Source organism: Aeromicrobium sp., from assembly GCF_047606445.1.
In the GTDB taxonomy this organism is placed as follows: domain Bacteria; phylum Actinomycetota; class Actinomycetes; order Propionibacteriales; family Nocardioidaceae; genus Aeromicrobium.
Genome location: NZ_JASGEK010000030.1, coordinates 12,716 through 35,062, shown reverse-complemented (window position 1 = coordinate 35,062; position 22,347 = coordinate 12,716). Strand labels below are relative to the sequence as shown.

Annotated in this window: 21 protein-coding genes; 12 read left to right on the top strand and 9 right to left on the bottom strand. The window is 71.3% G+C overall.

Going from position 1 to position 22,347, the window contains the following annotated elements:
* Positions 1–3 precede the first annotated feature (3 nt).
* The 6 genes from QM621_RS07235 to QM621_RS07210 form a co-directional block, all read right to left on the bottom strand.
* Positions 4–858, bottom strand: coding sequence for a peptidoglycan-binding domain-containing protein (locus QM621_RS07235; RefSeq protein WP_414989700.1), 855 nt, complete (start codon positions 856–858; stop codon positions 4–6).
* A gap of 84 nt (positions 859–942) precedes the next feature.
* Positions 943–3,060 (bottom strand): S9 family peptidase, encoded by a 2,118-nt coding sequence (locus tag QM621_RS07230; protein ID WP_414989699.1) that lies wholly within the window; start codon positions 3,058–3,060, stop codon positions 943–945.
* A gap of 46 nt (positions 3,061–3,106) precedes the next feature.
* On the bottom strand, positions 3,107–3,562 hold the full coding sequence (locus tag QM621_RS07225; protein WP_414989698.1) for an SRPBCC family protein: 456 nt from the start codon (positions 3,560–3,562) through the stop codon (positions 3,107–3,109).
* Position 3,563: 1 nt separating this feature from the next.
* Complete coding sequence (locus QM621_RS07220; RefSeq protein ID WP_414989697.1) at positions 3,564–4,460, bottom strand: RNA polymerase sigma-70 factor; 897 nt, start codon at positions 4,458–4,460, stop codon at positions 3,564–3,566.
* Complete coding sequence (locus QM621_RS07215; RefSeq protein ID WP_414989696.1) at positions 4,453–5,511, bottom strand: NAD(P)/FAD-dependent oxidoreductase; 1,059 nt, start codon at positions 5,509–5,511, stop codon at positions 4,453–4,455. The genes QM621_RS07220 and QM621_RS07215 overlap by 8 nt, the downstream gene beginning before the upstream one ends.
* Before the next feature lie 58 nt (positions 5,512–5,569).
* Positions 5,570–6,886 carry a DNA polymerase IV gene (locus QM621_RS07210; protein ID WP_414989695.1) on the bottom strand — a complete coding sequence of 439 codons (1,317 nt, stop codon included), beginning with the start codon at positions 6,884–6,886 and terminating at the stop codon, positions 5,570–5,572.
* A 236-nt stretch (positions 6,887–7,122) separates the two neighbouring features.
* Between QM621_RS07210 and QM621_RS07205 the strand changes: the two genes are divergently transcribed.
* Both QM621_RS07205 and QM621_RS07200 read left to right on the top strand, forming a co-directional pair.
* Positions 7,123–8,130 carry a DUF4192 domain-containing protein gene (locus QM621_RS07205; RefSeq protein ID WP_414989694.1) on the top strand — a complete coding sequence of 336 codons (1,008 nt, stop codon included), beginning with the start codon at positions 7,123–7,125 and terminating at the stop codon, positions 8,128–8,130.
* 166 nt (positions 8,131–8,296) lie between these two features.
* On the top strand, positions 8,297–9,709 hold the full coding sequence (locus QM621_RS07200; RefSeq protein ID WP_414989693.1) for an RNA polymerase sigma factor: 1,413 nt from the start codon (positions 8,297–8,299) through the stop codon (positions 9,707–9,709).
* Positions 9,710–9,795: 86 nt separating this feature from the next.
* Here the strand turns inward: QM621_RS07200 and QM621_RS07195 are convergent, their stop codons facing one another.
* Both QM621_RS07195 and QM621_RS07190 read right to left on the bottom strand, forming a co-directional pair.
* On the bottom strand, positions 9,796–10,062 hold the full coding sequence (locus tag QM621_RS07195; RefSeq protein ID WP_414989692.1) for a hypothetical protein: 267 nt from the start codon (positions 10,060–10,062) through the stop codon (positions 9,796–9,798).
* Positions 10,063–10,073: 11 nt separating this feature from the next.
* Entirely contained in the window at positions 10,074–10,304 is a 231-nt protein-coding gene (locus QM621_RS07190) for a hypothetical protein (protein WP_414989691.1), read from the bottom strand.
* Positions 10,305–10,484: 180 nt separating this feature from the next.
* Here QM621_RS07190 and QM621_RS07185 point away from each other — a divergent pair, with 180 nt between their 5' ends.
* The 4 genes from QM621_RS07185 (at position 10,485) to QM621_RS07170 (ending at position 12,394) form a co-directional block, all read left to right on the top strand.
* Positions 10,485–10,868: a hypothetical protein gene (locus QM621_RS07185; protein ID WP_414989690.1), complete on the top strand. Its 384-nt coding sequence runs from the start codon at positions 10,485–10,487 to the stop codon at positions 10,866–10,868.
* Positions 10,865–11,749, top strand: coding sequence for a sigma-70 family RNA polymerase sigma factor (locus tag QM621_RS07180; RefSeq protein ID WP_414989689.1), 885 nt, complete (start codon positions 10,865–10,867; stop codon positions 11,747–11,749). Before QM621_RS07185 ends, QM621_RS07180 begins: the two co-directional genes overlap by 4 nt.
* Positions 11,746–11,982 (top strand): hypothetical protein, encoded by a 237-nt coding sequence (locus QM621_RS07175; protein ID WP_414989688.1) that lies wholly within the window; start codon positions 11,746–11,748, stop codon positions 11,980–11,982. Before QM621_RS07180 ends, QM621_RS07175 begins: the two co-directional genes overlap by 4 nt.
* A gap of 151 nt (positions 11,983–12,133) precedes the next feature.
* The gene (locus tag QM621_RS07170) at positions 12,134–12,394 is read left to right on the top strand and encodes a hypothetical protein (RefSeq protein WP_414989743.1); all 261 of its coding nucleotides are present in this window, start codon (positions 12,134–12,136) and stop codon (positions 12,392–12,394) included.
* Positions 12,395–12,581: 187 nt separating this feature from the next.
* Here QM621_RS07170 and QM621_RS07165 read toward each other — a convergent pair whose 3' ends face one another.
* On the bottom strand, positions 12,582–12,839 hold the full coding sequence (locus QM621_RS07165; protein WP_414989687.1) for a hypothetical protein: 258 nt from the start codon (positions 12,837–12,839) through the stop codon (positions 12,582–12,584).
* A gap of 122 nt (positions 12,840–12,961) precedes the next feature.
* Between QM621_RS07165 and QM621_RS07160 the strand changes: the two genes are divergently transcribed.
* From QM621_RS07160 to QM621_RS07135, 6 genes are all read left to right on the top strand, one after another.
* Complete coding sequence (locus QM621_RS07160; RefSeq protein ID WP_414989686.1) at positions 12,962–14,998, top strand: DNA gyrase/topoisomerase IV subunit B; 2,037 nt, start codon at positions 12,962–12,964, stop codon at positions 14,996–14,998.
* Between the two features lie 31 nt (positions 14,999–15,029).
* Positions 15,030–16,991 (top strand): acyltransferase family protein, encoded by a 1,962-nt coding sequence (locus QM621_RS07155; RefSeq protein WP_414989685.1) that lies wholly within the window; start codon positions 15,030–15,032, stop codon positions 16,989–16,991.
* A 91-nt stretch (positions 16,992–17,082) separates the two neighbouring features.
* Positions 17,083–17,322 carry a hypothetical protein gene (locus QM621_RS07150; protein ID WP_414989684.1) on the top strand — a complete coding sequence of 80 codons (240 nt, stop codon included), beginning with the start codon at positions 17,083–17,085 and terminating at the stop codon, positions 17,320–17,322.
* 129 nt (positions 17,323–17,451) lie between these two features.
* Positions 17,452–17,652: a hypothetical protein gene (locus tag QM621_RS07145; protein WP_414989683.1), complete on the top strand. Its 201-nt coding sequence runs from the start codon at positions 17,452–17,454 to the stop codon at positions 17,650–17,652.
* A 25-nt stretch (positions 17,653–17,677) separates the two neighbouring features.
* Positions 17,678–21,217 (top strand): chromosome segregation protein SMC, encoded by a 3,540-nt coding sequence (gene smc / locus QM621_RS07140; protein ID WP_414989682.1) that lies wholly within the window; start codon positions 17,678–17,680, stop codon positions 21,215–21,217.
* A 120-nt stretch (positions 21,218–21,337) separates the two neighbouring features.
* Complete coding sequence (locus QM621_RS07135) at positions 21,338–22,327, top strand: NINE protein (RefSeq protein ID WP_414989681.1); 990 nt, start codon at positions 21,338–21,340, stop codon at positions 22,325–22,327.
* The last annotated feature ends 20 nt before the right edge of the window (positions 22,328–22,347 follow it).

The following is a 22,347-nucleotide window of genomic DNA, read 5'->3' as shown; positions in this document are numbered from 1 at the left end:
GCGTCACGGGCACACCTGGGGGTCGTCGAGCAGCGCGCCCCAGGTGACCGGCCCCACCCAGCCGTCGACCGGCAGGTCGTTGGCTGCCTGGTAGGCCTTGATCAGCGAGACGGTCGCGGCGTCGGAGACCCCGTCGACCACTGACGCGGTGTGGCCGGCGCGGCGGAGGGCGTCCTGTAGTTCGCGGACCGCGTGGCCGAGAGCGGACGAGCCGCCGACGCCCGGGTCGATGCGGGGCAGTGATTCCGCGCTCTCACGGCACACGCACAAGGGTCGGGCTTGGGAGCGGTCGCGGGTGAGCAGTGCGACCTCGCTGGTGAGGGCCTCCGTGTTCCTCATCGCCGTGCAGGCTTCGGCCTGGGAGTTGAAGGGGCCGAGGTACGCGGCGTACAGAGGCCGACCGCCGGTCTCTTGGACGATGCCCGAGCAGGACTCGTCGGTGTACAGATAGCTGGCGTCCGGCTCGGCCTGGCCCGCCTCGGAGATGACGGCCTCGTACGCGGAGGGTGAGTCGGTCGAAGCCAGCAGCACGATGTGCTCCTGCGCGCACGAGAGGTTCTGGAACGGCATATCGAGATCCAGCTCGTTCGTCGCCCCGTCTTCTTCTTCCTTCTCCTCTTCTTCCTCGCCGTCGTCGGAGTCCACTTCCTCGTTGCCCGAGGTGTCGTCGTCGGCGACGTGGTGGCCGTTGTCGTCGAGCAGCGCGAAGGTGACGATTCCGCTGACGAGGCACAGGAGGAAGAGACAGGCGGCGAGCGCGCCGATCAGCCAGGGTCGGCGTGGAGGCTTGTCGTCATCCGACGTGGTGTGAGGCGGCCGAGCTGGATGCGAGACGAGCGGGGGGGGGGTGAGGTCCACACCGATGTCGGATGTGGCGGCGGCTCGCGGCGTCGGGCAGGTCGTCGGACGGTGATGTCCTCGTCCGGGGTGCGCGAGTGTGGCTCAGACATGAGCGGCTCCAGCGGTGTCGATGATCCAGGCGAGCTCGAAGGCTCGCTCTCTCCAGGCATCGTAGCGGCCGCTGACGCCGCCGTGGCCGGCGTTCATCTCGGTCTTGAGCAGGATCGGGGCGTCGCCGGTGGTCGTGGCGCGCAGCCGGGCGACCCACTTGGCCGGCTCCACGACGCTGACGCGGGTGTCGTTGAGGCTGGTGACCGCGAGGATCGCCGGATAGTCCTCAGCGCGCACGTTCTCGTACGGCGAGTAGGACTTCATATAGGCGTAGACGTCGGGGTCGTGCAGCGGGTCGCCCCACTCGTCCCACTCGATGACCGTCAGCGGCAGCGTCGGGTCGAGGATCGTGGTCAGCGCGTCGACGAACGGCACCGCCGCGACGACCCCGGCGAACGCCTCGGGGGCCAGGTTGCAGGCCGCGCCCATGAGCAGGCCGCCCGCGCTGCCGCCCTCGGCGACCAGCCGGTCGTGGCTGGTCCAGCCCTCCGCGACGAGATGGCGGGCGCAGGCGACGAAGTCGGTGAAGGTGTTGCGCTTGTTCAGCAGCTTGCCGTCCTCGTACCAGCGGCGGCCCAGCTCGCCGCCGCCGCGCACATGGGCGATGGCGAAGACGAAGCCGCGGTCGAGCAGCGACAGGCGCGCCACCGACATCGACGGGTCGGTGCTGATCTCATAGGAGCCGTAGCCGTAGACCAGCGCCGGGGCCGAGCCGTCGCGCGGGGTGTCCTTGCGGCAGACGATCGAGAGCGGCACCCGCGTGCCGTCCTCGGCGGTGGCCCACGCCCGGTGCTGCTCGTAGTCGGCCGGGTCGTAGCCGCCCAGCACCTCTTGCTGTTTGCGGACGATCAGCTCGCCGGTGGCGACGTCGTAGTCGAAGACGGTCGTCGGGGTGACGAGCGAGCCCATGCCGAGCCGGATCAGCGGCTGGTCCCACTCGGCGTTCGCGCCGACGCCCGCGGTGAACAGCTCCTCCCCGAAGTCGATCTCGCTCAGCTCGCCCACGCCGTCGGCGTCGAGCGGGGCGACGGCCACCCGGGTGAGCGCGTCGCGGCGGTAGGACACCAGCAGATGACGGGCGAAGACGTCGAGGCCCTCCAGCCGGACGCCGGGACGGTGCTCGATCACCGGCTCCAAGGCGGCGGGGCGCTCGGCGGCCGCGCCGACCGGAAGCTGTGACAGCGCGAAGTCCTCGGCGCCGTCGTTGTGCAGCACGAGGAAGACGTCCTCGTCGCCGAGCACGGCGTGCTCCAGGGAGTACTCGACGCCCTCGACGCGCGGCAGGACCGTCTGGAACTCGCCCTCGGGGTCGTCGGCGGCCAGAACGCGCGACTCGGCGGTGATCTTCGACCCCGCGCCGATCACGAGGAACTTCTCGGACTGGGTGCGGCCGACGCCCAACCAGTAGCGGTCGTCGTCCTCGGTGTGGACGAGCACGTCGTCGGCGACCGGCGTGCCGAGCCGGTGCCGCCACACCTGATGGGGGCGCCAGGCGTCGTCGACCTTCGTGTAGAAGACGTGCGTGTTCACGGCGGCCCAGGTGACCGAGCCGCTGACGCCGGGGATCTCGTCGGGCAGCACCTCGCCGGTGCGCAGGTCCTTGAAGCGGATCGTGTACCGCTCGTCGCCGACCACGTCGACCGACCAGGCCAGCAGGCCGCCGTCGTCGCTGGTGGTGAGCGCGCCGAGCGAGAAGAAGTCGTGACCCGCCGCCTCGGCGTTGCCGTCGATCAGCACCTGCTCGCCCTCGACCGTCGTGCCGGGCTCGATCACCGGCGGCGTCCAGTCGTCGGAGGCGGCGGGCACCCGGCAGCGGATCGCGTAGGACTGGCCTTCGACCGTGCGGCTGTAGTACCACCAGCCGCCGTGGCGCACCGGGACCGACAGGTCGGTCTCGCGGGTGCGCGCCTTGATCTCGCCGAAGATCGTCTCGCGGAGGTCGGCCAGATGGGCGGTGACCGCGTCGGTGTGGGCGTTCTCGGCCTCCAGATGGGCCAGCACCTCGGGGTCGTCGGTGGCGCGCAGCCACTCGTAGTCGTCGGTGAAGGCGTCGCCGTGGTGCTGGCGGACGGTCGGGCGGATCGGGGCGACGGGCGGCTCGGGGATCACCCCGCAGACGGTACCTGGCCTGCCCCCACGTGGTCTTCTCCGTGGTCTAGCGACACAGGCGGCGTTCGCAGGTGAGGAGCACCCGCCGGAACACGTGGGCGAAGATCGGCAGGGCGAGGCGCTGGACCACGACGTCGGGCACGAGCGGCACGCGCACCGCCGTCGTCCACTCGACGTGGGTTCCGCCTGCGACCGGCGCGCAGGTCACCCGGCCGCCCTCGTGCCGCGCGGGCGGGAAGGAGCGCGTGACGAGGTAGTCGAAGTGTCCCGCCGTGTCCTGGCTGGGGCGCCGATAGCCGGTGATCTGCTCGATGAAATGCCCGACGACCCAGGTGACCACCCGGACCGCGCCCGTGCCGTACGGCGCCTCGCGTCCCTCGCGGGCCAGCCGCGAGCGCAGCACGATCCGCGAGGACTCGGGGAAGTGGGAGGCGTCGCTGAGCCAGTCGAAGACCTCCTCGGTCGGGGCCGCGATGGTGCGGGTGACGGTGATGGCGGCCATGTCAGGCCTCCTCGCGGGACAGGCGGCGGGGTTCTCGGAGGCCGGCGAGCTTGTCGGGGTTGCGGATGGCGTAGTAGCGCTGGATCAGCCCGTCGGCGACCTCGAAGACGAGCGCGGTGTCGAGCTGGCCGTCGCTGCTCAGCAGGACGGTGGGCAGGCCGTTGCAGGTCACCACCTCGATGTCGGGGTCCATGGTGTTCGTGCGGGCGATGCCGACCGAGAAACGGGCCACCGCCTCGCGGCCGACCACCGGGCGACGGGCCGCCGACAGGTGGCCGCCGCCGTCGGACATCTGCACGACGTCGGGCGCCAGCACCTCCATCAGCCCGGCGACGTCGCCGCTGACGGTCGCCCAGAGGAAGGCGCCGACGACCTCGCGGACCTCGTCGCCGTCGGGCTCGAAGCGCTGGCGTCGGGCCGCGACGTGCGAGCGCGCCCGGTGGGCGATCTGCCGGACCGCCGCCTCGGACTTCTCGACGATCCCGGCGATCTCGGCGTAGCCGTAGCCGAACACGTCGTGCAGCACGAACACCGCGCGCTCGGCCGGACCGAGGGACTCCAGCACCAGCAGCATCGCCAGCGACACCGACTCGGCGAGCAGCACGTCGTCGGCGACGTCGGGCACGGTCTGGACCGGCTCGGGCACCCAGTTGCCGACGTAGTCCTCGCGTCGCCGCCGGACGGTCCGCAAGTGGTTCAGCGCGACCCGGGTGACCACGCGCACCAGATAGGCGCGGGGGTGCTCGACCGTGGGGAGGTCGACGTCGGCCCAGCGCAGCCACGCCTCTTGGAGCACGTCCTCGGCGTCGGCGGCCGTGCCGAGCATCTCGTAGGCGATGGTGAACAGCAGCGGCCGATGGTCGGTGAACTCCTCGGCGGCGCTTCGGTTCTCAGCCACGGTCGCCCCCTCGCGCGCCGAGGCGCAGCCGGGTCAGCGTGCTGCGGCAGACGGCCTCCTTGGCGAGCGCGCCCGCGCGGCCGGTGAGCGCCGGACCGCGCGGGGCGTCGTCGCGGCGGACGGGTTGGAGGAGGCCGTCCCTGCGGCCGAGCGAGACGCACTGCGCCGCGAAGGGCGCCTGGGTCGGCTGCGGGTCGCGTCCGTCGATCCGTCGCAGCACCGTGTCGGCGGCCGCGACGCCGAGCGGGAAGGCGGCCTGACAGCTCGGCCGGAGCCTGCCGGCGAGACGGCTCGGGGGAGCGGCGGCGTCGCCGGTCGCTACGACGCGGGGGTTGGCGAGGCTGGTCAGCGTCTCGTCGGTCAAGAGACGTCCGAGGTCGTCGACCGGCAGGCCGCTGTCGGCGGCCAGGCTCGGCGCGCGGTCGCCGGTCGCCCAGACGAGGCAGTCGGAGTCCTGCGGCGTCTCGCCGACGACCTCGACGCCGAGACGGTCGAGGGTCCGCGCGACCCGGCGGCGCGCTCGGTCCGGCAGATCCTCGGCCAGCTGGCGGGCGGCGAGCCGGACGTGGAGACGCGGGTGGGCCTCGGCGATCTCGGTGACCGTCTCGACGCCGGTGAGCCCGCCGCCGACCACCGTGACGGTGGAGCCGGGGTCGAGCGCGCGCAACCGGTCGCGCAGGGCGCGGGAGCTGTCGAGGTCGCCGACGGCGTAGCCCTCGGGCGTGTCCAGCGCCTGCGGCACGGCGCCGACCGCGAGCACGCAGTGGTCGAAGGCGATCTCGTCGCCGCCGGGGAGCCGGACGCTGCCGTCGCCGATCCGTTCGGCGGTCGTGACCCGCAGCCGCACGTCCGGCCGCAGCAGCCCCGACAGCGGGACGGTCGGGTCGTGGCCGGTCGCGGCCTGCTGGTGCAGACGGATGCGCTCGACGAAGACCTCGCGCGGGTTGACGAGGGTCACGCGGACGCGGTCGCCGCCGCGTCGGGCGAGCCGGTTGGCGGCGGTGACACCGGCGTAGCCGGCGCCGATCACGACGATCTGGTCGGTGGTCATGGGATGGGTCTCCTCTCGCTGACACCCATAGGACACCGCCCGCGCCACGGATGTGACATCACAGCTCGGACGGGGCGACGGCGTCGCGATGGGAGAGCGCCGGATCGTCGGCGGCGAAGGTGTGGATCGGGCCAGAGGGGGTCGCGCGGGTCTCGAAGCGGACCGTCACCCGGCCGAGCCCCAGGCCCCACACCCAGCCGTCTCCGTGCGCCTCGTGGCGCACGTCCTGGCCCGGATACCAGCCGCGCGAGCGACGCCGCTCCTCCCGGCTGGGCATCTCCTCCAGCGGCTCGTCGTCCTCGTCGTCGGTGGTGAAGAGGTCGTCCTGGACCCAGTCGGCCAGGCCGCTGACGCCGACGCCGAGCAGCCGGATGCCGCCGCCCAGGTCCTCGGCGTCGAGCAGCCGTCGCGCGGTCGCGGCGATGAGCCGGGGGCGGTCGGTGGGGCCGGGCAGCGTGCTGGAGCGGGTGTGCGTCTCGAAGTCGTGATAGCGCAGTTTGAGGGTGACGGTGCGCCCGGACAGGCCGTGGCCGCGCAGCCGCTTGGCCACCCTCCGCGCCATGCCCTCGGCGATGCGGGTCAGCTCGGCGCGGTCCACGAGGTCGGTCGCGAAGGTGTCCTCGACGCTGACCGACTTCGTCTCCCGATCCACCTCGACCGGGCGGTCGTCCTGGGCGCGGGCCAGCCGGTACAGCGAGGCCCCCGCCGACGCGCCGACGTGCGCCGACAGCTCCTCGACCGAGAAGGCGCGCAGGTCCTCGACGGTGACGACGCTGAGCCGCCCCAGCCGTTCGGCCGTGGCCGGTCCGACGCCGGGGATGGCGCGGACCTTCATCGGCCCCAGCACCTCCTGCTCCGTGCCGGGCTGGACGATGAAGAACCCGTCGGGCTTGTTGATCTCGCTGGCGATCTTCGCCATGAGCTTGCTGGAGGCGACGCCGACCGAGGCGGTGAGGCCGTCGGTGAGCCGGGTGACGTCGGCGCGCAGGTCGGCGACGATCCGGGGGAGGTCGTCGGGGTCGAAGCCGCCGGGCATCGCGGCGAGGTCGACGAAGGCCTCGTCCATCGACAACGGCTGGACCACGGGCGAGAGCGCGCGCAACCGGTTCATGACGATGTCGCTGGCCTCTTTGTAGACGGCGAAGCGTCCGCCGAGGAAGGCCGCGTTCGGGCAGCGTCCGCGCGCCTCGGCCGAGCTCATCGCCGAGCGGACGCCGAAGACGCGCGCCTCGTAGGAGGCGGTGGCGACCACCCCGCGCGGCCCGACGCCGCCGACCACCACCGGCTTGCCGCGCAGCGAGGGTTTGTCGCGCTGCTCGACCGAGGCGTAGAAGGCGTCGAGATCCAGATGCAGGATCGAAGCCGCCGGCCGCATGGCCCCATCGTCGCACCCGCCTCGGACGCAGGATGATGAATAGGGGTCGTCACCGCTACCTTGACCCATCATCCTCCGTGCCCCGGGAGACGCAGGATGATGGAAAAGGGTCGTGAACGCTACCGCAACACATCATCCTGCGTTATCCACAGGTGCGTGTGACAGTGTCGTCACATTGTCCACAGGCTGCGAAATTCCGCTGTCCTCGTCGGAGAGGCGCGGGCAGCGTGGGGGCTATGAGCATCTCCCCCGCACCCCCGAACCCTCCCGTCTACACCGCGCACGACGTCGGCGACCTGCTGGCCGCCGCGCCGGTCCTCTTCGGCTTCCGGCCCGAGGAGTCCTTCGTGGCCGTCGCCACGCACGGACCCCGGCGACGGCTCGGCTTCCGGCTGCGCGCCGACCTGCCCGAGCCCGACCACCTGGACGACCTCGCCGAGCTGGCCGCCCGCCACCTCGTCCGCCAGGGCGCCGACGGCGCGGTGCTGCTGGCCTTCACCGCCGACCGGACGTTCGGCGAGGCGATGGCCCTGGCCGCCGCCGCCGCGCTGCCCCGCGAGGTCGAGCTGGTGGCCTGCGCGTGGGCCGACGGCGAGCGGTACTGGGAGCCGCTGCCCGGCCACCCGGCGGTCGGCGTCCCGTACGACGCCTCCAGCCACGCCGAGCCCGTGGTCGCCGCCGTCGCCGCCGGACAGGAGATCGTGCGCGACCGCGCCGCCCTCGCCGCCCGCTTCGCCCCGTGCGAGGGGCCCCTCCGGTCGCGCATGGTCGCGGCGACCGGCCGCGCCGTGACCGCCGTCCTCGCGCAGACCAGCGCCGTCGCCCGTCCCGGCCTCGCCGAGGACGAGGTCGTCGACGCCGCGCTGTCGGTGCTCGACCCGCTGCTCGCCGTCGGGCTCGGCGAGGGGGAGCAGCTCAACGACGACGAGGCCGCGCTGCTGTCGGTCTGGCTGTCGGCCGAAGCCGTCCGCGACGAGCTGTGGTCGCGGATCACCCGGGAGTCCGCGCGGGCCTGGCTGACCATGCTGGCCGACGTCGCCACGCGCGTCCTGCCGCCCTTCGAGACGCCCGTGCTGACCCTCGCCGGCTTCTCCGCCTGGCTCGCCGGTGACGGCGCCCAGGCGGTGATCGCGCTGGAACGGGCGCTGCGCGCGCGGCCCGAGGACCGGGTGACGAGACTGCTCATGGAGCTGATCTCCCACGGCATCTCGCCGGACGAGTGGGACGGCCCGCCTCGTCGTTAGACGCCGGTCGCGGGCCGGAGGCCGGGTTCCCGTCGTCGTCGGGCGGTCGCCGGGGCTGTTCTTGCGGGCCCATGGCACACTGGGACCCGAGGTTGACCAGAGGTCTCTTTGTTGCGCCCTGAACCCGTTGAGAGGTGACTGTGCCGTGAATCCCGCAGCTTCTGCCGTGCGGCGAGTCGGACGGCTCCTCCCGAAGGGACGTCAGGACGACAGCGCCCCGCACACCCCGGCCGACGCCTCCTCGAGTCCGTCCCGTTCGACCCCGGAAGACACCGTGACGAAAACCCCCCCCGCCTCCACGTCGACGGCGACCAAGGCCCCCGCGAAGAAGGCTCCGGCCAAGAAGGCCCCGGCGAAGAAGACCGCCGCGAAGAAGGCTCCGGCCAAGAAGGCGGCCGCGAAGAAGACCACGGCGAAGAAGGCTCCCGCCAAGAAGGCCGCGGCCACGAAGGTCGACGAGACGCTGGCGGAGGAGACGGTGGAGGTCACCCTCCCCGAGACGGTCGTGGTCGACGCGCAGGGCAAGAAGGTGCTGCCGGACATCTCCGACGAGGAGTTCGTCAAGGACGCCAAGAACGACCCGACGCTCAAGGAGGACGAGCAGTCGGCGTTCACGCTGAGCGCGGCCGACGAGTCCGACGAGCCGGTCCAGCAGGTCATGGTCGCCGGCGCGACCGCCGACCCGGTCAAGGACTACCTCAAGCAGATCGGCAAGGTCTCGCTGCTGACCGCCGGCGAGGAGGTCGAGCTGGCCAAGCGCATCGAGGCGGGCCTGTTCGCCGAGGAGAAGCTCGCCGGCGGCGGCCGCATCGGCCCGAAGCTGCGCGAGGAGCTCGACTGGATCGTCATCGACGGACGTCGCGCCAAGAACCACCTGCTCGAGGCCAACCTGCGCCTCGTCGTCTCGCTGGCCAAGCGCTACACCGGCCGCGGCATGCTCTTCCTCGACCTGATCCAGGAGGGCAACCTCGGCCTGATCCGCGCGGTCGAGAAGTTCGACTACACCAAGGGCTTCAAGTTCTCGACCTACGCGACATGGTGGATCCGCCAGGCCATCACGCGCGCCATGGCCGATCAGGCCCGCACCATCCGCATCCCGGTGCACATGGTCGAGGTCATCAACAAGCTCGCCCGCGTGCAGCGTCAGATGCTGCAGGACCTGGGTCGCGAGCCCACCCCGGAGGAGCTGGCCGCCGAGCTGGACATGACGCCCGAGAAGGTCGTCGAGGTCCAGAAGTACGGCCGTGAGCCGATCAGCCTGCACACGCCGCTCGGCGAGGACGGCGACAGCGAGTTCGGCGACCTGATCGAGGACTCCGAGGCCATCGTCCCGGCCGACGCGGTCTCCTTCACGCTGCTGCAGGAGCAGTTGCACGCGGTGCTCGACACGCTCAGCGAGCGCGAGTCCGGCGTCGTGTCGATGCGTTTCGGCCTGACCGACGGCCAGCCGAAGACGCTTGACGAGATCGGGAAGGTCTACGGCGTCACCCGCGAGCGCATCCGTCAGATCGAGTCCAAGACGATGAGCAAGCTGCGCCACCCGTCCCGCTCGCAGGTGCTGCGCGACTACCTGGACTGATTTCATGCGACACGCGGCGGCCATCATGCTTCTCGGCATGGTGGCCGCCTGCGCGTTCGATGAGAAGACGGGCGGTTTCTGTAGGTTCAGGCAGGATGCGCGTATCGCTGTCGGGCGGCCTCACCTGTGGTGCCGACGGCGCCGCCGATCTTCGACCACGGCAGGCCCGCCTCACGCGCGGCTGCGACGGCCTCGGCGATCTCCTTCTCGGCCTGGGCGCGACGGAACACGGCCAGTTGGAGAGCCAGGACCGGCGAGGGAGTCTCACGTTCGTTCCCCGTGGGCTCGTACGCCTCGAAGGCGTCGGCGTAGCGGTCGGCGTTGGCGATGATCTCGTCAAGGGATTTGGGCATGGTCGATCACCTCAGAGGTACTTGGGTCGGGCGGGTCTCATCGCGTGGGCGATCACGATGCCGTCGTGCCACTCGATGACACCCACTTCGATGAGGGTGGCGTCTCGGGCGGGTCCGATGATCATGGTCATGTCGTCGTCTTGCTCCATCGTACGGACGGCGAAGCGGAGGGCGTGGAGCATGTCGGCTTCGTCGACGTCGTGGCGGTGGGCTGATTCGAGAATGAGCGGCTCGTCCCACATGTTAGCAAGTTAACTTTTGATCGAGCGGCGGGTCAAGGGGGCGGCGAGTCTGCGCCACCCGTTTGAGCGCCACGATGGCGTCGAGTATTTCTTCGGGAAGCAGGTGATCGAACATATGTACGACCCTAGGGGTGGGGTCGGACAGAAACGGTCGACGACGGTGACGGCTACGATCCGCGCATGGTGTTCCTTCCGCCGTCGGCGGCCTTCCGTGGCGCCTCCGCGACCGGGTGGCGATGGTTCTGGGGGATGTTCACAGCGGTGTTCGGAGTGTTCGCAGGGGTGATCCTGGTGAACGGCGGGAGTCCGGGCGGGCTCCTCCTCACCGGGCTCGGCACGCTGGTCTGCGGATTCTTCTGGGTGTTCCTCGGAGCGCCCGCGCGCTCCGGTCCGCGTGGTCGCTGGTGGCCGCTCACCTATCTCGCGAGCTGCCTGCTGTGGCTGCCGGTGGTGGTCGCCAGCGGGCAGGACACCGAAGCCTCCCTATGGCCGTTCGTCGCGGCGCTCCTGGCGCTCCTGGGACTGAGAGCCGCCATCGGCGTGCTGTGTCGGAGCGAGCGATGACGGAGCTGGCTGATCGGTTCGAGGCGGAGCGGGCCCGGTTGACCCGGCTCGCGGCGCGGGTGCTGGGCGACCCGGTCGAGGCCGAGGACGTCGTGCAACAGGCGTGGCTGCGGCTGCACGGGACCGACCGACGGATCGAGAACCTGCCCGCCTGGCTCACCACCGTCACCACGCGGCTGTGCCTCGACCGGCTCAAAGCCCGGGTGCCGGAGCCGGGCGAGCCGCGCGACGGGGCCAGCGACGCCCCGGGCCCCGCCGACGAGGCGCTGCTCGGCGACGCGGTGGGGGAGGCGCTCGGCGTCGTGCTCGACCGGCTCGCCCCGACCGAGCGGGTCGCCTTCGTGATGCACGACTCCTTCGGCTTCGAGTTCGCGACCATCGCCGAGGCGCTCGACCTCAGCCCGGCCGCCGCCCGCAAACTCGCCTCCCGGGCGCGGGCGAAGGTGCGCGGCGCAGAGCCCGTCCCCGCACTCGTCGGCGCGGAGGTGGTCGACGCCTTCATGGAGGCCGCGCGCGGCGGCGAGTTCGACCGGCTCCTCAGCCTGCTCGCCCCCGACGTCCGCGTGCGCGCCGACGCCGACGCCCTCGCGATGGGCACCCCGGAGCGGATCGACGGGAGCCGCGCCGTCGCCGAGTTCTTCAACGGATCGGCCCATGCCGCGCTGGCCGCCGCGATCGGCGACCGGCCCGTCGCCGCCTGGTACGACCGGGGCCGTCCGATGGTCGTGTTCGACGTCGCGGTGGCCGGCGGCGTCGTCCGGGCGATCACCTTCCGAGCGGCCCCCGACCTGCTCGCCGAGGTCGTCCGACGGCGGGCGGTCACACTCGGCGGCTCCGGCTCGTCAGAAGAGCAGAGACACTCATCCGAGGAGGAGACATGAAGACCATGACCTGCCGTCAGCTCGGCGGCCCCTGCGACCTGGCGCACCGCGGCGAGACCGCCGACGAGGTGATCGTCGCGCAGGACCGGCACCTCAAGGACGCCGAGAAGGCCGGCGACGCCACCCATCAGGAGGCGCGCGACGCGATGAAGGGCCGCTGGCGTCGGCCCAAGAAGTCGCTCGGCTGGTACTTCGACATGAAGAAGGCCTTCGCCGCGCTGCCGGAGGACTGATCCTCGCTCCCTGCCCGCACGGTCGGGGGAGTTCTCCCCATTGACGGGGGGGGGAACTTTTCTCTAGCCTCGCGGCATGTCGTCGTGGGTGTGGACTCCTGGGAAGATCGCTGTCGTCGTCGGGGTCGTGGGTCCGGTGTAGTGGCGGTTTCTGCCGGGGACACATTCGTTGGCGGTGACCGCCTCCGGCGAGGTGTACACCTGGGGATCGGATAGGGGGACAGGACAGCATTCTGAGCCCGTGCTGGTGTCGGGAGTCTCTGACGCGGTCGCCGTTTCCGCCGCTTCTCTTCATTCGTTGGCGGTGACGTCTTCGGGTGAGGTGTACGCCTGGGGAGAGAACTCCGATGGTCAGTTGGGTGATGGCACCGAGAAAAGGCGTAGCGAGCCGGTGCGGATCGCTCTACCATGACAGCCGGGTCGCCACGGTGGTAGGCAATTAGCTTCTGGGTCGCACACCAGAGCGGTGCATTCCGAAGGGGCAGGACGTGAACTCGGGTTCTTTCCCTTCGGGGCTTGGGCGCGCCTCAGGGACCGAGAACGCCGCTGCCCACGACCACAACCGAGGTCGCGGGCAGCGGCGCTCTGTCAGGGGTGCGTCAGATCTCGCCGTCGGCGGCGGTGGCCGGGGTGGCGGCGAGCTTGCTCGACTCGTCGGTGATGCTCGTGGCGACGTCGCGCAGCTTGTCCTCGTGGGCGCGTGCGTGGTGGGCGCAGAACAGCAGCTCCAGGCCGCCGGGCAGCTCGACTCGGACGTAGGCCTGGGCGCCGCACCGGTCACAGCGGTCGGTGGCGTTCAGTGTGGGGCGTTCAGCGAGTGCCGTCACGATGACCTGCTTTCCTAGAGGGGCGTCCATGCCGACCAACATCCAACCACGCCCGCCCATTCCGCGCAGGCGGTGGTGACATAGTTCACGCTGTCAGCGGCGGCCGCTATCGTCTCGCGTCGTTACCCTGACGCACGACACGTGTTCAGTCCGTGGGACACCGGAGGAGACCCGACATCAGCGACTACGACGCCCGCAATCTGCTCGTCCTCGAAGGCCTCGAGGCGGTGCGCAAGCGACCCGGCATGTACATCGGGTCCACCGACACGCGCGGTCTCATGCACTGCCTGTGGGAGATCATCGACAACTCCGTCGACGAGGCGCTGGCAGGGTTCGGCGACCGTATCGAGATCGTCCTGCACGCCGACGGCTCGGTCGAGGTGCGCGACAACGCGCGCGGCATCCCGGTCGACGTCGAGCCGAAGACCGGGCTGACGGGCGTCGAGGTCGTCTTCACGAAGCTGCACGCCGGCGGCAAGTTCGGCGGCGGAGCCTACGACGCCTCCGGCGGCCTGCACGGCGTCGGCGCGTCGGTCGTCAACGCGCTGTCGGAGCGGCTCGAGGTCGAGGTCGACAAGGGCGGCGCCACCTGGGCGATGTCCTTCGAGCGCGGCGCGCCCACCGGCCCGCTGGCCGAGAAGGGCAAGGTCGCCAAAGCGCGCACCGGCACCCGCGTGCGCTACTGGGCCGACCCGCAGATCTTCATCAAGGGCGCCGAGTTCTCCCGTGACGACCTCGTGCGCCGGGCACGCCAGACCTCCTTCCTGGTCCCCGGCCTGGAGATCGTCATCCGCGACGAGCGCGGCGAGGAGGTCGTCGAGGAGTCCTTCAAGCACGACGGCGGCATCGCCGAGTTCGTCGACTTCCTCGCGCCCGACGAGGCCGTCACCACGGTGTTGCGGCTCCAGGGCGAGGGCACGTTCACCGAGACCGTGCCGATGCTCGACGACGCCGGGCACATGACCCCGCAAGACGTCGAGCGCACCCTCGGCGTCGACGTCGCGCTGCGCTGGGGCACCGGCTACGAGAGCGACGTGCGCTCCTTCGTCAACATCATCGCCACGCCCAAGGGCGGCACCCACGTGCAGGGCTTCGAACGCGGCATGACCAAGACCTTCAACGAGGTCCTGCGCACCACCCGGCTGCTCAAGTCCGGCGACCCCGACGTCGTCAAGGACGACGTGATGGAGGGCATGACCGCCGTCGTCACGGTGCGGCTGGCCGAGCCTCAGTTCGAGGGGCAGACCAAAGAGGTGCTGGGCACGCCGCCGGTCGCCCGGCTCGTGCAGAAGGTCGTGGCCGCCGAGCTCGCCGCCTTCCTCACCTCCACCCGCACCGCCGAGCGCACGGCGGCCCGCATGGTCATGGAGAAGGTCGTCGGCGCGGCCAAGACGCGCCTGCTCGCCCGCCAGCAGCGCGACACCCAGCGTCGCAAGAACGCGTTGGAGTCCTCGGCGCTGCCGGCCAAACTCGCCGACTGCCGCAGCAACGACGTCGAGCGCTCCGAACTGTTCATCGTCGAGGGCGACTCCGCGCTCGGCACCGCCAAGAGCGCCCGCGACTCGGCCTTCCAGGCGCTGCTGCCGATCCGCGGCAAGATCCTCAACGTCCAGAAGGCGTCCGTCGGCGACATGCTCAAGAACGCCGAGTGCTCGTCGATCATCCAGGTGGTCGGCGCGGGCTCGGGGCGCACCTTCGACCTCGACGCCGCCCGCTACGGCCGGGTCATCTTCATGGCCGACGCCGACTCCGACGGCGCGCACATCCGCTGTCTGCTCGCCACGCTGTTCTTCCGGTACATGCGTCCGCTCGTCGAGGCGGGGCGGGTCTACTCGGCGGTGCCGCCGCTGCACCGCATCGAGCTGTCCAATCCGAAGAAGGGCCAGGACAAGTACCGCTACACCTACACCGACGGCGAGCTGCAGCGCGCGCTGGCCGAGCTGCGCAAGAAGAACGTCTCGTGGAAGGACCCGGTGCAGCGGTACAAGGGCCTCGGCGAGATGGACGCCGACCAGCTGGCCGAGACCACGATGGACCCGCGCCACCGCACGCTGCGACGGCTCACCGTCGACGACGCCGAGGAGGCCAGCGAGGTCTTCGAGCTGTTGATGGGCTCGGAGGTCGCCCCGCGCAAGGAGTTCATCGTCCAGGGCGCCTACGAGCTCGACCGCGACCGCATCGACGCCTGAGTCCATCGGCGCCGGGAGGGGAGGAACAGGCATGAGGCGGATCGAGGAGGTCCACGGGCTGCGGGGCGTCGCGCTGCTGCTGGTCGTGACCTTCCACCTGTTCGCGAACGGCCGGGTGTCCGGCGGCGTCGACGTCTTCCTCGTCATCTCCGGCTTCGTCCTGACCGCGGGGCTCGTGCGCCGGGCCGAGGGCGACGGGATCGACCTGCCCGCGCAGTACCGGCGCTCGTTCAGCCGCCTGGCGCCGTCGGCGGTGGTCGTCGCGCTCGCGACGGTCGTCGTCGGGCAGGCGCTGCTGACCCGCACCGCCTTCGCGCAGGCCCTGAACGAGGCCATCGCGTCGGTGCTCTACGTGGAGAACTTCGCGCTCATCACGAGCCAGCTCGACTACGAGGCGGCCGGCGCCGACACGAGCCCCTTCCAGCACTTCTGGTCCCTCTCGGCCCAGGGGCAGTTCATCTTCGCCTGGCCGGCGGCGGTCGTGCTGATCTGGGCGTGCGCCCGGCGCGCCGGACGGGACGGACGCCGGGCGGCGACGGTCGTGACGGCGTCGCTGCTGGTCGCGAGCGCGGCGGCCGCGGTGGCGATGGTCCGCGCCGACCAGCCGGTCGCCTACTTCCACACCGCCGCGCGGCTGTGGGAGATCCTCGCCGGGGCGCTGCTCGCGCTGACCGCGCCGGTGATCGCCGACCGGGCCAAGGCAGTGCTCGGCTGGGCCGGCCTCGGCCTCATCGTCAGCTGCGGGCTCATGCTCGACGGCGCGAGCCTGTTCCCCGGAGTCGCGGCGCTCTGGCCGGTGGCCGGGGCGCTGCTCGTGCTCGTCGGAGCCGGGTCGACGGCGCGTCGGTCGCCGCGCGCGCTGTTGGAGTGGGCGCCGCTCAAGCGGGTCGCCGACCTCTCCTACGAGCTGTACCTGTGGCACTGGCCGTTCATGGTCTACTACCTCGCCGCCACCGGGCGGTCCTCGCTCGGCGCCGCCGACGCGGCGCTGGTCCTCGCGGGGTCGTTGGCGCTGGCCTGGCTCACCCGCAGGCTCGTCTCCTCGGTCACCGCCGCGCCGCGCCAGGTGGCCTTGGTCGCGGCGGCCGTCGTCGTCCTCGTCACCTCCAGCGCCGTCGCGCGCGACGAGGTGCTGCACCGCATCGACGACCAGTTCGTCGCGTTGAAGACCCCGGTCGAGTCGCTGCACATCTCCTATCCGCGCGATCGGACGCCGACGCCGGGCATCGGACTGGACGACCTCGCGCCGAGCCTCGACATCGTCACGAGCGATCTGCCGGAGACGAGCACGCGGGGCTGCTACTCCGAGGTCGGCGACCCGGAGGTCGACTTCTGCGAGCTGAACGCGCCGGAGACGCCGTCGCTGACCGTGGCGCTGGTGGGCGCGTCGCACGACTACCAGTTCGACCCGACGCTGCTCTACCTCGCCGAGCGGCACAACTGGCGCCTGGTGACCATCGCCAAGCCCAGCTGCCGGCTCGGCGACAGCCGCCAGCGCGACGCCGACTGCGTGGCGTGGAACGCCCGCCTGCCGACGACCCTGGCGGCGATGCGGCCCGACGTCGTGTTCACGCTCGGCACGTTCACGAGGAAGAGCGGCGTCGACGTGCTCAACGAGGGGACGTACGCCGCGCTGGAGCACATCGTCTCGCTCGGCGCCACGGTCGTCACGCTGCGCGACAACCCGCGCTTCGAGACCGCTCCGGCCGACTGCCTCGCGGCGACCCGGACGGTCGACGCGCCCGAGTGCGTCCGGCTCCGCTCGGAGGTCTACGCGCCGGTGTCGCCGGGGCTCGCCGCGCCGCCCGGCGTGGTCCACCTCGACACCGCCGACCTGTTCTGCGGTCCCGAGGTGTGCCCGGTGGTGACCGGCCGGGTGCTGATGTACCGCGACAGCCACCACCTCACCGCCACCTACGCCCGCACCCTCGGCCCGGAGCTGGAGGACATGCTCCGCCAGGCCGCCCCGCAGCTGCTCACCCCGCCCGCGTGAGCCGGTCGTCGCTCGGCGAGGGCCACGACGACCGACGATCCGCTCACGGCGCTCGCTGTACGGCGGAGGTGATCCGTGCCACGATGGCCGCATGACGCCGCGCCTCGACCAGCAGCCCGACCTCAAGAGCGTGATCGCGACGGTGGCGGGCGCCTATGGCGCGACGGCTGTCGGCGCGGCCGCACTGGGAGCTCTGTCGGTGGGCGCGCTCGCGGTCGGAGCGATGGCGATCGGCCGTCTGCGGGTGGGCGACGCGCGGATCGACCGACTCGTCATCGACGAGCTGGAGGTCCGGGTGCTCCGGGTCGGCCGGACCGAGCCGTTGGACTGAGGCGGGTCGCAGGCGACGCCTGTTTGACCGTGCCAGGGGCAGGTGCGAGACTGGACGACGCGGGAAAATCCCGACCCGTCCGCCTGCGTTGGCCGGACGCGCCCAGGTTGAGACCCATCCGGAGAAATCATGGCCAAGGCCCTCGTCGGTCATCTCGGCGGTCCCTCGACCGCCCAGCTCCACCAGACGGTGCTGCTGAAGCGTCGCGTCGCCGACCTCGAGGCCGAGGTCGCCCGGCTCAAGACCGAGAACGACGGCCTCCTGGCGGCCCTTCACGAGCGGGTCGAGACCGTCACCCCCGCCGACCTGCTGGAGCCGGTCGGCCGCTGAGCCGCCGCCCCGACCCGACGCGCCCTTGTACCTCAAAAGCCTGACGCTGCGCGGCTTCAAGTCGTTCGCGTCCTCGACGACCCTCGAGCTCGAGCCCGGCATCACCTGCGTCGTCGGGCCGAACGGCTCGGGCAAGTCCAATGTCGTCGACGCCCTCGCCTGGGTCATGGGCGAGCAGGGCGCGAAGTCGCTGCGCGGCGGCAAGATGGAGGACGTCATCTTCGCCGGCACCTCCGGCCGCGCCCCGCTGGGCCGCGCCGAGGTCGTGCTGACGATCGACAACAGCGACGGCGCGCTGCCCATCGAGTACAGCGAGGTCACCATCTCGCGCACGATGTTCCGCAACGGCGGCTCTGAGTACGCGATCAACGGCGACACGGTGCGCCTGCTCGACGTGCAGGAGCTGCTGAGCGACTCCGGCATCGGCCGCGAGATGCACGTCATCGTCGGCCAGGGCCAGCTCGACTCGGTGCTGCGCGCCACCGCCGAGGACCGGCGCGGCTTCATCGAGGAGGCCGCGGGCGTCCTCAAACACCGCAAGCGCAAAGAGAAGGCGCTGCGCAAGCTGGAGGCGACCCAGGGAAATCTGACCCGGCTCGCCGACGTGCTCAATGAGTTGCGCCGCCAGCTCAAGCCGCTGGGCAAGCAGGCCGAGGTCGCCCGGAAGGCCGCCGTCATCCAGGCCGACGTCCGTGACGCCCGCGCCCGGCTGCTCGCCGACGAGATCGTCGAGGCGCGCGAGGTCATCGCCACGGAGCTGGCCGACGAGGCCGCGCTCAAGGAGCGTCGCTCCGCCGCCGAGGAGGCGGTGGGCTTCGCCCGCAAGGCCGAGGCCGAGTTGGAGGACCGGCTGCGCGACGACGCGCCGCGTCTGGCCGCCGCGCAGGAGGCCTGGTACGGGTTGTCGGCCGCGCGCGAGCGGGTGCGCGGCACCGCCAATCTGGCGACCGAGCGCATGCGGGTGGCCGCCGCCGACGAGGCCGAGCCTCATCACGGCCGCGACCCCGACGAGTTGGACGCCGACGCCCGCCGCGCCCGTGAGCGCCACCAGGAGCTGGCCGACGAGGTCGCGCGGGCGCAGCAGGGCCTGGAGCAGGCCGTCGCCCGGCGCGGCGAGGCCGAGCGGGCCTACGCCGCCGAGGAGAAGCGGATCGCGGAGCTGCTGCGCGCCGCCGCCGACCGCCGGGAGGGCCTGGCCCGGCTGACCGGCCAGGTCAACACGATCCGCACCCGCGCCGAGGCCGCCGACGCCGAGCTCGGACGTCTGGCCACCGCCCGCGACGAGGCGAAGGCCCGCGCTGAGAAGGCCCAGGCCGAGTTCACCGCCTTGGAGTCGACCATCGACGGGCTGTCCGAGGGGGAGTCGGGGCTCGACGAGGAGTTGGAGGCCGCCGAGGCCGCGCTGCTCGGACTCGACACGCAGGTCGTGGAATTGGCCGAGCGGGTTCAGACGTTGGAGCGCGACGAGGCGGCGCTGACCGCCCGCAAGGATGCCCTGGAACTCGGTTTGGCGCGCAAGGACGGCGCGGGCGCGCTGCTCGCCGCCTCCGACGAGGTCAGCGGCCTGCTCGGCTCGGTCGCCGCGCTGCTGACGGTGCGTTCGGGCTATGAGGCCGCGGTCGCCGCCGCCCTCGGCTCGGCCGCCGACGCGGTCGCGGTCGACGGGATCGACGCGGCGGTCGACGGCATTGCGCGGTTGAAGTCCGACGACCTCGGCCAGGCGGGCCTGCTGGTCGGCGGGGGAGCGGCCGACGACGCCGACTGGCCCTCCCTGCCCGGCTCGGCCGTCTACGCCTTCGACGTGGTCGAGGCCCCGACGACGCTGCGTCCGGCGGTGCGACGCGTGCTGGCGAAAACCGCCGTCGTCGACGACCTCGACCAGGCGCGCGACCTCGTGCGTCAGGCTCCCGACGTCGTCGCCGTCACCCGTGAGGGCGACGTGCTCGGCGCGCACTTCGCCGCCGGCGGCTCGAGTTCGCAGCAGAGCTTGCTGGAGGTCCAGGCGGCCGTCGACGAGGCGATCGGCGACCTGGAGCGCACCCACCGCGACCTGGAGCAGGCGCGCGAGCGGCGGACGGGTCTGGTCGAGCAGCGCGACGTCGCGCAGGCGCGGGTCCAGGCGGCGCTTGACCGGCTGCACGCCTCCGACGCCGAGATGGCGGCGGTCACCGAGTCGCTGGGCCAGCTGGGCGCGGCGTCCCGGGCTGCCGCGGCCGAGGCCGAACGCCATGAGGCCGCCATCGTGAAGGCCCGAGAGGCGCGCGAGAAGGATCTCGAAGGCCTGGTCGAGTTGGAGGAGCGGCTGCGTCAGGCGGAGTCGGCTCCCGACGAGGAGCCCGACACCGGCGAGCTCGAAGGCCTCGCCGAGGCCGCCTCCGACCTGCGCAAGGCCGAGACCGACGCCCGGCTCTCGCTGCGCACCCTGGAGGAGCGGGCGCGCGCGTTGGAGGCGCAGGTCCGCGATCTGACGAAGGCGGCCGAGGCCGAGCGCGAGGCGCGCCGTCGGGCGGCGATGCGTCGGGAGCGCCGTCGGCGCGAGGCCGAGGTCGCACGGGTGGTGCTCGCCGCGACCGAGCGCCTGCTGGAGCATCTGGAGGTCTCCATCGAGCGGGCCGCGACCGAGCGCGCCGAGATCGAGCGGTCGAAGGCCGCCGGCGAGGCCGAGCTGCGCGAGGTGCGCGGACGGCTGCGCGAGCTCGGCAAGGAGTTGGAGGCGCTGACCGACTCGGTGCACCGCGACGAGATGGCCCGCGCCGAGCTCAAGCTGAAGCTCGACGCGCTGGCCGAGCGGTCGCTGGAGGAGCTGGGCCTGGAGGTCGACGCGCTGGTCGCCGAGTACGGACCCGAGGTTCCGGTGCCCGTCTTCGACGCAGGCGGCGAGGAGCTGGAGCCCAAGCCCTATGTCCGCGAGGAGCAGCGCAAGCGGCTGCGCGCCGCCGAGCGCGGCCTGGCGATGCTCGGCAAGGTCAACCCGTTGGCGCTGGAGGAGTTCAGCGCTTTGGAGGAGCGCCACCAGTACCTGTCGGACCAGATGGCCGACTTGAAGAAGACCACCTCCGACCTGCTCGCCATCGTCGAGGACGTCGACGCGACGGTCGAGCGGGTCTTCACCGAGGCCTGGTACGACGTCTCCGCTGAGTTCGAGGGCGTCTTCAGCCGCCTGTTCCCCGGCGGCGAGGGCAAGCTGGTGCTCACCGACCCGCAGAACATGCTCACCACGGGCATCGAGGTCGAGGCGCGTCCGCCCGGCAAGAAGGTCAAGCGGCTGTCGCTGCTGTCCGGCGGCGAGCGCTCCCTGGTCGCGGTGGCGTTCCTCGTGGCGCTGTTCAAGGCGCGGCCGAGCCCGTTCTACATCCTCGACGAGGTCGAGGCGGCGCTCGACGACACCAACCTGGGCCGCCTGTTGGAGATCTACGAGGAGTTGCGCGCCAACTCCCAGCTGATCGTCATCACCCACCAGAAGCGCACCATGGAGGTCGCCGACGCCCTCTACGGCGTCTCGATGCGCGGCGACGGCGTCTCGGCCGTCATCAGCCAGCGCCTCCGCGAGGCGGAGTCGGCGTAGGCCTGTCGTCGAGGGGCGGTTCTGCGAACCTCGAAGTGATCCGCTGTCGAGCGTCGGACAGCGCTCGGCCGTTTGTGCCTTTGAAGATTTGACATGCCGGGGGGGTATTGAATTCGGCGCATGACGCAGGCGGCCGACGATGAATCCGGATGGGACGACTCCACTGGGCTGGACGAGAATCCCGAGGAGACCATGCCCGCAGGCGCTCGCTGGGTGTTGACGGCGCTATGCGTCCCCGTCATGGTCGTGTATCTCGCCTCTCTTTACGGCAGCTTGATCGACTGGCGGCTTGAGGATGATGACACCGCGTACGCGGTGCAGTGCGCGATCTCAGTCGTGATGGTCGGTCTGTTGGTCGCGGCAGCGCTGGGGTCCTGGACGTGGCGGGCTCACACGGTGCCGACGATTCTGGTCGGTGTCGTGGTCTATCACCTGTTGGTCGCCCCGCTGTTGGTATTGCCGATCTTGACGAGGTTTGACAAGGCGAACTACCTGCTCGGAACGAGCGACTATTACTTCGGTGATTTCGGCCCGTTGGGTTTCTTCGACCTCGGCTACCTCGCACAGTATCTGTTCGGTCGTGGCGGGCCTTTCGGTGGCATTCCAGCGCCGATATCGACCGGGATGGCGCTGCTGACGTTGGTGGGAACCATCGTCTGGATGATGTGGGCCTCGAAGTGGACAGCCGTACGCCCTCTGCGCGCCGCGCTTTCCAGCGGTGAAGCGTCAGAGGTTCCGGAGGGTCAGTACCACATCGTCGTGATGGGGGAGGCCGTCGGCCCGTACGACGCCGAGGGTTTGAAGGCGCAGGCGGTCGCGGGCCGTGTGTATCGACACACGCAGGTGTCGCGTAACGGTGGGCAGTGGTTCTCGGCGGTCGAGGTGCCGGGGTTGTTCCGGCCTGGTGGTGACAAGCAGTTCATCGTGGCGTTGTTGCTGTCGATCTTTGGTGGTGGGCTGGGTCTCGATCGCTTCTATTTGGGTTACACCGGGTTGGGCGTCGCCAAGTTGTTGACTGCTGGGGGCTGCGGTATTTGGTCGCTGGTCGACGTCATCTTGGTCGCTACGGGACGGATGGTCGCCGCTGACGGAAGCGAGCTCGTGCGGTAGGGCCTGCGGTACGGTCCCGG

Excerpts from the sequence above, each read along its gene's own strand:
- QM621_RS07225 (WP_414989698.1), bottom strand. The coding sequence starts at position 3,562 with ATGGCCGCCATCACCGTCACCCGCACCATCGCGGCCCCGACCGAGGAG.
- QM621_RS07215 (WP_414989696.1), bottom strand. The coding sequence starts at position 5,511 with ATGACCACCGACCAGATCGTCGTGATCGGCGCCGGCTACGCCGGTGTC.
- QM621_RS07210 (WP_414989695.1), bottom strand. The coding sequence starts at position 6,886 with ATGCGGCCGGCGGCTTCGATCCTGCATCTGGATCTCGACGCCTTCTAC.
- QM621_RS07205 (WP_414989694.1), top strand. The coding sequence starts at position 7,123 with ATGAGCATCTCCCCCGCACCCCCGAACCCTCCCGTCTACACCGCGCAC.
- QM621_RS07195 (WP_414989692.1), bottom strand. The coding sequence starts at position 10,062 with ATGCCCAAATCCCTTGACGAGATCATCGCCAACGCCGACCGCTACGCC.
- QM621_RS07190 (WP_414989691.1), bottom strand. The coding sequence starts at position 10,304 with ATGTGGGACGAGCCGCTCATTCTCGAATCAGCCCACCGCCACGACGTC.
- QM621_RS07185 (WP_414989690.1), top strand. The coding sequence starts at position 10,485 with ATGGTGTTCCTTCCGCCGTCGGCGGCCTTCCGTGGCGCCTCCGCGACC.
- QM621_RS07180 (WP_414989689.1), top strand. The coding sequence starts at position 10,865 with ATGACGGAGCTGGCTGATCGGTTCGAGGCGGAGCGGGCCCGGTTGACC.
- QM621_RS07175 (WP_414989688.1), top strand. The coding sequence starts at position 11,746 with ATGAAGACCATGACCTGCCGTCAGCTCGGCGGCCCCTGCGACCTGGCG.
- QM621_RS07165 (WP_414989687.1), bottom strand. The coding sequence starts at position 12,839 with ATGGACGCCCCTCTAGGAAAGCAGGTCATCGTGACGGCACTCGCTGAA.
- QM621_RS07155 (WP_414989685.1), top strand. The coding sequence starts at position 15,030 with ATGAGGCGGATCGAGGAGGTCCACGGGCTGCGGGGCGTCGCGCTGCTG.
- QM621_RS07150 (WP_414989684.1), top strand. The coding sequence starts at position 17,083 with ATGACGCCGCGCCTCGACCAGCAGCCCGACCTCAAGAGCGTGATCGCG.
- QM621_RS07145 (WP_414989683.1), top strand. The coding sequence starts at position 17,452 with ATGGCCAAGGCCCTCGTCGGTCATCTCGGCGGTCCCTCGACCGCCCAG.
- QM621_RS07135 (WP_414989681.1), top strand. The coding sequence starts at position 21,338 with ATGACGCAGGCGGCCGACGATGAATCCGGATGGGACGACTCCACTGGG.